A 6,793-nucleotide genomic window follows, 5' to 3' on the forward strand; every position below is an offset into this window, starting at 1 on the left:
GCGTTGTCGGTCACCGTCAGCCTCACCGTGTACGTTCCCGCCGCGGCGTAGGTCTTCGAAGCCTTCACCCCCGCTCCCGTCGTCCCGTCACCGAAGTCCCAGGCGTAAGAGGCGATGGTGCCGTCGGCGTCGGTCGAGGTCGAACCGTCGAAGGACGCTGCCAGGCCGGTCGCGGTCTGCGTGAACGCTGCCGTGGGCGGGGTGTTCGCGGGCGGAGCCGCCGTGACCGTGACGGCCCTGGACGCCGTGTGGACGGCACCTGAGTTGTCGGTCACCGTCAGCCTCACCGTGTACGTTCCCGCCGCGGCGTAGGTCTTCGAAGCCTTCGCCCCTGCACCCGTGGTCCCGTCACCGAAGTCCCAGGCGTAGGAGGCGATGGTGCCGTCGGCGTCGGTCGAGGTCGAACCGTCGAAGGACGCCGCCAGGCCGCTGACCGTCTCCGTGAACCGTGCCGTGGGAGGGGTGTTCTCCGCCGTGCCCGCCATGACGGTGACGCTCACGCTCTCCGAGCGGACCTCGTTGCCGAAGGGGTCGGTGGCGAAGATCCGATAGGTGTGCGTCGAGGACGGGGCGAGACCCGAGTCCTCGAACGTCAGCACGGGCCGCTGCCAGAATTTCGACAGCTGCGAGACCGTGTGCACCGGGGTGGCAATCTGGCCGTCGCGGATCACCCGATAGGTGAGCTTCTCGTTGTCGAAGTCCCAGTTGGAGGTCCACTGCACGGTGACCTTGCCGGCTGCCGTGGAGGTGAGCGTGGGGTTGGTCCCGGCACCGGTGACGGTGGGTCCCACCTTGTTCGGCGCGATGTTGCGGACCGCGAAGCGCACAAGGCCCTGCTGCCCCACGCCGTTCACCCGGGGGAACTCCCCGCCCAGCACCACGTAGTCGGAGGTGCCCGTGACCGTCCAGGCCGCCTGGCCCTGACCCGTGAACGTGCCGGCGGTCAGCCGCGGGAACCAGGTGAGGAGCGACGGGGCGGGATTGCCTTCGAAGTTGAAGTATCTCCCGACGCTGTTCCGCTTGACGGTTCCGGTCGTGCTCCTGCTGAACGCGATGGCGCGTTGCCAGTCCCGGGGGTTGGACTCCGGGAACCCGCCGATGTTCCCGCAGTAGTGGGCATGCCCCACGGTGTAGATGGTTTCACCGATGGGAGAGACGCCGTAGGAGTCGCCGTGGCAGTCCTCGACCCACTTCACGGACCCGTCCGACCAGTTCGCGGAGAACGTCCCCTCGAGGTTGCCACCTGCACCGAAGACGTAGCCGGTCCCGTAGACATTCGTGCCGTCGGTGGACAGCGAGGTGATGGCGGCATCCGCTCCCCCATTACGGACCAGATCGTTCACCGCCCAGGGCCTCAGCGCGCCCGACGTCGCATCGATGGCGGCGAGTCCGTACCCGGGGTTCGCGGACCCATTGAGGGTCGTGAAGCTGCCGCCCACGACGAGTTTCTGGCGGTCAGGGGACAGGACCATCGCCCAGACGTCCCCTCCTGCGGCCTGCGGATTCCAGCTGCGCAGCGCCCCGGTGCCGGCATCGACGGCAGCGAGCCTCGGCCGCGAGGTGGACCCCACAGCGGAGAACCAGCCGCCCAGGTAGACGGCGTCCGCCGTCGCCACGATCGCATCGACGCGCGAGTTGGGCGCCGGCTTGAAGGAGTTGATCACCGCACCGGTGGTCGGATCGAGTGCGGCGATCCGGGAGGCAGGTGCTCCGTTCACTGCCGTGAAGGCGCCTCCGACGTAGATCCGTGAACCGTCCGGTGACGCCGCGATGGAACGGGCCTGCGCGTTGAGGCTCGGGGCGAAGGACTGGATGAGCGCCCCCGTCCTGATGTCGTAGGCGAGGATGTGGTTGCGCGACACGGTGTTCGTTCCGGCTGCGGCCCCGGCCGGCCGGGCCGTGGTGAAGTTGCCGGCCGCATAGACGGTGTTGCCGATGATCACCTGCTGCCAGACGACGCCGTTGACCTGCACGGTGGGCAGCGGATCGGCCGACACCGTGGGCGGGTTCGCGGCAGTGATCGGATCGGGTGCCGTGTCCGCAGCGGCCATCGGGCCGGCGGCGACGGTCGCCACGACGGCGAGGGCACAGGCGGCTGCCATCGCAAGGGTCTTCCGGAGTACGCCGCGGTACCCCTGGCGCCCGGTGGCTTCGTCCTGCGATGCCACCGGCGGGATGCTGTGATTCATCATGGTGCCTCTCCTTGCAGTGGCACGGGGCCTTCGAAGGCCGCGACGGGTGAAACTGCCTGGTAGTGGAACAGGACGCGGACGGCTGTGCGCTGTTCCGGTGGGATCTGGAAGACGAAGACCCCCGAGACGGTCTGTCCGGGGGCGACATCGGCAGGGAAGGCAGTGGCTCCAGGGCCGCTCAGCTGACCGGCCGGGGATCGGTCGGTCCCTGCCTCGACATTCACGACTGCTTCCGCCAGGGAGACGGACTCCGTGGTGCTGTTGGTGATCTCGAGGGTGAACTGCACCGCGGGACCGTCCACCTCGCCGATGCCCCGGGCCTCGCCGTCGACGGCCTTCATCGCTGCCACCCTGGCAGCAACGCCCTCGGCGACATCGGCTGGTTCATCGAAGGTCTGCGGGGTGGCGACGGGCGGCGGCTCGTCGATGATCTTCCCGGTGGCGGTGGGCGGGGCGAAGGCGTCCGATCCCGGGTCGGGAGCAGCCGGCACCTCGGTGGCGGGAACCTCCGGGTCGGAGGACGTCGGGCCGGAGGACGTCGGCGTGGATGCGGGTCCGTTCGGTGCGGGTGGGTCCGCTTCGGATCCTGGTTCGGCGGGAGCGGATCCGGAAGCGCCGGACGGGGCGCTGGAGGGGCCTTCGATCTGCGCCGACCGGGTCGTCGGCTCGGGAGCCAGCGAACCAGCGGCGACGCCCCACCCGGTCAGACCGAGCACAGTGATCAGGGCCGCAGCACCTGCGGCCCGTTGTCCCCTGGACATCCTCCCCGGCTTCCCGGGCTGGGAGGTCACGGCGTCGGCCCTTTCGCGGAGGAGGCGCTACAGGAGCCGGTGGCCGAGGGCTGCCGCCCGGCCTTCCCTGCACGGGTGACGGGCCCACGGTGGCGCGCCGGCCTGCTGCGTGTTCCGACGGGGGCGATCCGCAGTGACCGGCCCCGGAACGGCAGAGCATCCATCGCTTCCTCCTCAGGCAGGTTCAGGAAACGCAGCGCGAGGGTCCCAACCTGTACTGACATCGACCTTACGAACCGCCGGCCCGTCCTACACGAGTAGGGCTTACGCGTCTTCACCGTCCGGAGTACGCAGGGCCACCGGGTCGCCCCGATCAAATACTGGCTCCGCTACCTAGGTCGGCGCCCGGGTACTGGTACGGCATCGATGCGTGGAGCGGGGGCATCGAGGAACGGGCATCGGCCGGGCGGCGATGCCCGTTCGCCCGGGAGTGCGCGCGACCGCTAGGACTCGAACTCGAACGAGCCGACGACCACGTCCGCCTCGCGGAGGTAGTCCGTCAGGCTGTGCTGCTCGAGCACTGCCGTGACCTCGATCGCGACATTCCCTCCACCCTGATCGAGGAGGTACAGACGCATCTCCACCGGGGCGCCGATGACGTGGTGCAGGGTGGAGACCCCGCCGCCGATGAGCACGGGGATCACGTGGGCGACGCGCATGAGGGGGCACGGGCTCCTCCAGTCGGCGCCCACCCTGAGATCGAGCGCCACACCGGACAGCCCGCCGACCGTCACGGGCACGTCGCGCGTGATCTGCAGCCCCGGAACGCTGCGATACCACGCTGCGAGCTCGGCGGCGCTCGTACCGATGCCGGGCTGCACCTCCTCCCCGCAGAGCGCTGGAGCGCGGATGTCCTGGTAGACGCCGATGTAGCTCCCGCCCCAGATGCCTCCCGCTGGATCCACGCTCCTGCTCAGCAGCAGATTGCCCGGCAGATCCTGACCGTTGGTCCACCCCGCGGGGACCGTGTACGAGAGTGCCGGCTCGAAGGACGTCGTCGAGTAGGTCCCTGCCATGAGGGTGCCCAGGCAGACCCCGCCGTGCGGGTCCGGGCAGACGAAGGCTGCCGACTCCTCCGGTGGGTGGAGGGTGGCGCCTGCCGGTGTATCGGCACGGGCGGCGGCGGCGACCTCGCCGGGGCTGAGTGCCCGCGGCCAGGTCCGCACGTCGGCCACGGTGCCCGTGAAGAAGTCGGACGCCCGGCGATCGGCCTGGGCGCGACCGAACAGGAGCGGGCCTTCCGCTGCATAGACCGCGTCCGTGGCGATCCCCTGCTCGCTCACGGGGTATCCGTTGAGGAAGAACCGGGCGCGCCCGGCATCGGAATCGTAGACTCCCGCCAGATGCACCCACACGTCCGGTTCGACGTCCACCCGTGTTGCCCGGTCGCGATTGGTCACGAAACCACTCCCGTTGCCGTCCTCGGGCTTGACGGAGAAGGACCAGAACCCCTCGGCGATGCCCAGGAAGAATGATCCGGCGACGTCTCCTGCTTCGCTGAGGACGGCGGCGTACTCCCCGGGCCGCCCCGTCGGACGGGCCCAGGCACTCACCGAGAAGCTCGCGTCGGTGACGATCGGGCTGACCGTCCAGGTGCTGGCGTAGACGTCCCCGCTCAGCTGCAATCCGGCGTCGGTCCATCGGGCGCCGCCTTCGGCGGACACGTCCACACCACCGACCGAGGCGTCCGGCCCCGTCATCGGCCAGACATTCTCCGCGCCGGTCTCCTCGGGCGCGGTGCAGGCGCCGACTGCGCCCGACAGAACGACGACGACCGTGGCCGCGACGACGCGGGTCCGGCGACGCAGGGGTGGCTGCGATCCCGGAAGGGCGGTGGCTCGTTTGGTACCCACCATGGATCCTCGTCCCGCTGTCATGAGATCCGGAGAAGCCGGTTGTCGACGCGCACGACGAGTCGGGCGCTGATGGGAGACCGATCCCTGCGCCATCCTCCGTGGATGGTTGCAGGCCTCGAGGATACGCCCGGCGTGGTCGCGGACAAAGGGTCGGCGGCTCAGTCCTCGGGCAGCTGGCTCTCGAACATCCGGTAGTACCGTCCGCGCAGCGCGACGAGCTCCCGATGCGTGCCGGACTCCACCACGCGGCCGTCCTCGAGCATGTACACGACGTCGGCCTTCTCGATGGTGGCGAGCCGGTGGCTGATCGCGATGATCGTCCTCGAGCGATCGGCGAAGAGCCGCGTGAAGATGCGGTGCTCGGCGAGCGCGTCGATGGCGGAGGTCGGCTCGTCCATCACGATGAACGGGGCGTCCCGGTAGAAGTTGCGGGCCATGGCGAGGCGCTGCCACTGCCCGCCCGACAGCCCGCTGCCCTTCCGCCCGCGGGGGTCCTCCATCCAGTTGCTGACGTAGCTGTCGAAGCCGCTCGGCATCTTCTCGATGAACTCGGCGGCCTCCGCGTCCCGTGCCGCCCGGAGTACCCGCTCGTCGTCGCGGGGGTGGTGCACGTCGCCGAAGTAGATGTTGTTGGCGGCCGTGGCGAACTCGTAGCGCAGGAAGTCCTGGGACATGACCGCCAGGTGCTGGTGCCAGTCGTCGATGCCGATCCCGCGCAGGTCCCGTCCGTCGAGCAGCACCTCTCCCCTGCTGGGCCGGTACAGCCCGGCGAGCACCCGGATGAGCGTGGACTTCCCCGCACCGTTCTCCCCCACGATGGCCACGTGGGTGCCGCGGTCGAAGGACATGGAGATGCCCTTGAGCACCTCCACCTCACCGCCCGCATAGGTGAAGTGGATGTCGCGGAGTTCGACGGCGGACGGCGCACCCTCCAGCCGGCCGGGAGCCCCGGTGGACAGCGGGAAGTCCATGAACTGCTCGTAGTCCTTGAGGTTCGCGAGGTCCTCGTCGATGGAGCTGAGCGAGGACACGAGGTTGTTGGCCGTGCTCAGCGCCCGGCTGACGATCTGCTGGACGTAGAGGAACTGCCCCACGGGCTGTGCGCGGGCGATGATCTGACCCACGATCCAGACGAGGGCCAGCAGTTCGGCCCCGTACTGGAGGGCGTCCGCGAGCAGCTGCTTCGGGATGTACCGCTTCTGGAAGTCCAGCCGCCGCTTCTCGTCGGCGTCGCGCAGCGTCGAGCGCAGGTCCATGAGATACCGGACGATGCCGTAGAGCCGCATCTCGGCGATGTGCTGCGGCTTCATCAGGTTCGTCTCGATCATGCGGCGCTGCCGCCGGGAGTCCACCTGGGTGTTCCAGTGCGCCATCTGCTCCCGGGAGAGCCGGAACTGGAGATAGACGCTCGGGATGATCGCGATGAGCACGATCAGGGCGATCCACCAGCTGACCAGCAGCAGCGCCCCGATCGCGAGGACCACGGACACCAGTTGCGTGAAGATCGCCGCGATGCGGTCCAGCACCCGCGCGTAGGAGTCGGAGAAGCGGCGCGCCCGGTCGTAGAGGTCCACCGTCTCCTTGTCGTCGTACCGCCAGAATTCGAGCGCGAGGAAGCGCTCGTACATGCGGTCGCCCACGATCGCGCCGACCCGGAAGCTCAGGACCTGCTGGATGTAGCGGTCGATGCTCGTGAAGGCTCCCCAGAGCAGCCCGAGGACGGCCGTCACGACCACGTACACGACGGCGGACCGCCCGGCGCCGGGGTCGCCCGCGTAGGCGGCGGCGAGCGCCGTCGTCGTCAGGGCCGCGAAGTACGTGGTGACCAGCGGCAGGACCGCGGAGATGAGCGAGCCCGCGACCTTCATCGCGACGGCGCCCGGTGACGCCTTCGCGCTGACCACCAGGACCTGCCCGACGGCACGGGCATACGGCCCGAGCCGGAGCTTGCGGC

The 6,793-nt window shown here is 69.5% G+C and carries 4 protein-coding genes; all 4 read right to left on the reverse strand.

Annotated features, from left to right (window positions below; genetic code table 11):
* Positions 1-2,192 (reverse strand): PKD domain-containing protein (locus tag CVO76_RS08415; RefSeq protein ID WP_208738956.1); only part of this gene is annotated, 2,192 nt, incomplete at its 3' end.
* A complete protein-coding gene (locus CVO76_RS08420; protein WP_208738957.1) occupies positions 2,189-2,983 on the reverse strand; it encodes a hypothetical protein in 795 nt (264 codons plus the stop codon). The genes CVO76_RS08415 and CVO76_RS08420, both read right to left, overlap by 4 nt.
* A gap of 443 nt (positions 2,984-3,426) precedes the next feature.
* On the reverse strand, positions 3,427-4,836 hold the full coding sequence (locus tag CVO76_RS08425) for a LamG domain-containing protein (RefSeq protein WP_208738958.1): 1,410 nt from the start codon (positions 4,834-4,836) through the stop codon (positions 3,427-3,429).
* Positions 4,837-4,997: 161 nt separating this feature from the next.
* Positions 4,998-6,793, reverse strand: a 1,796-nt coding sequence (locus tag CVO76_RS08430; protein ID WP_208738959.1) for an ABC transporter ATP-binding protein, incomplete at its 5' end; no start/stop codon positions are given.

Source organism: Arthrobacter agilis (assembly GCF_002953615.1).
In the GTDB taxonomy this organism is placed as follows: domain Bacteria; phylum Actinomycetota; class Actinomycetes; order Actinomycetales; family Micrococcaceae; genus Arthrobacter_D; species Arthrobacter_D agilis_B.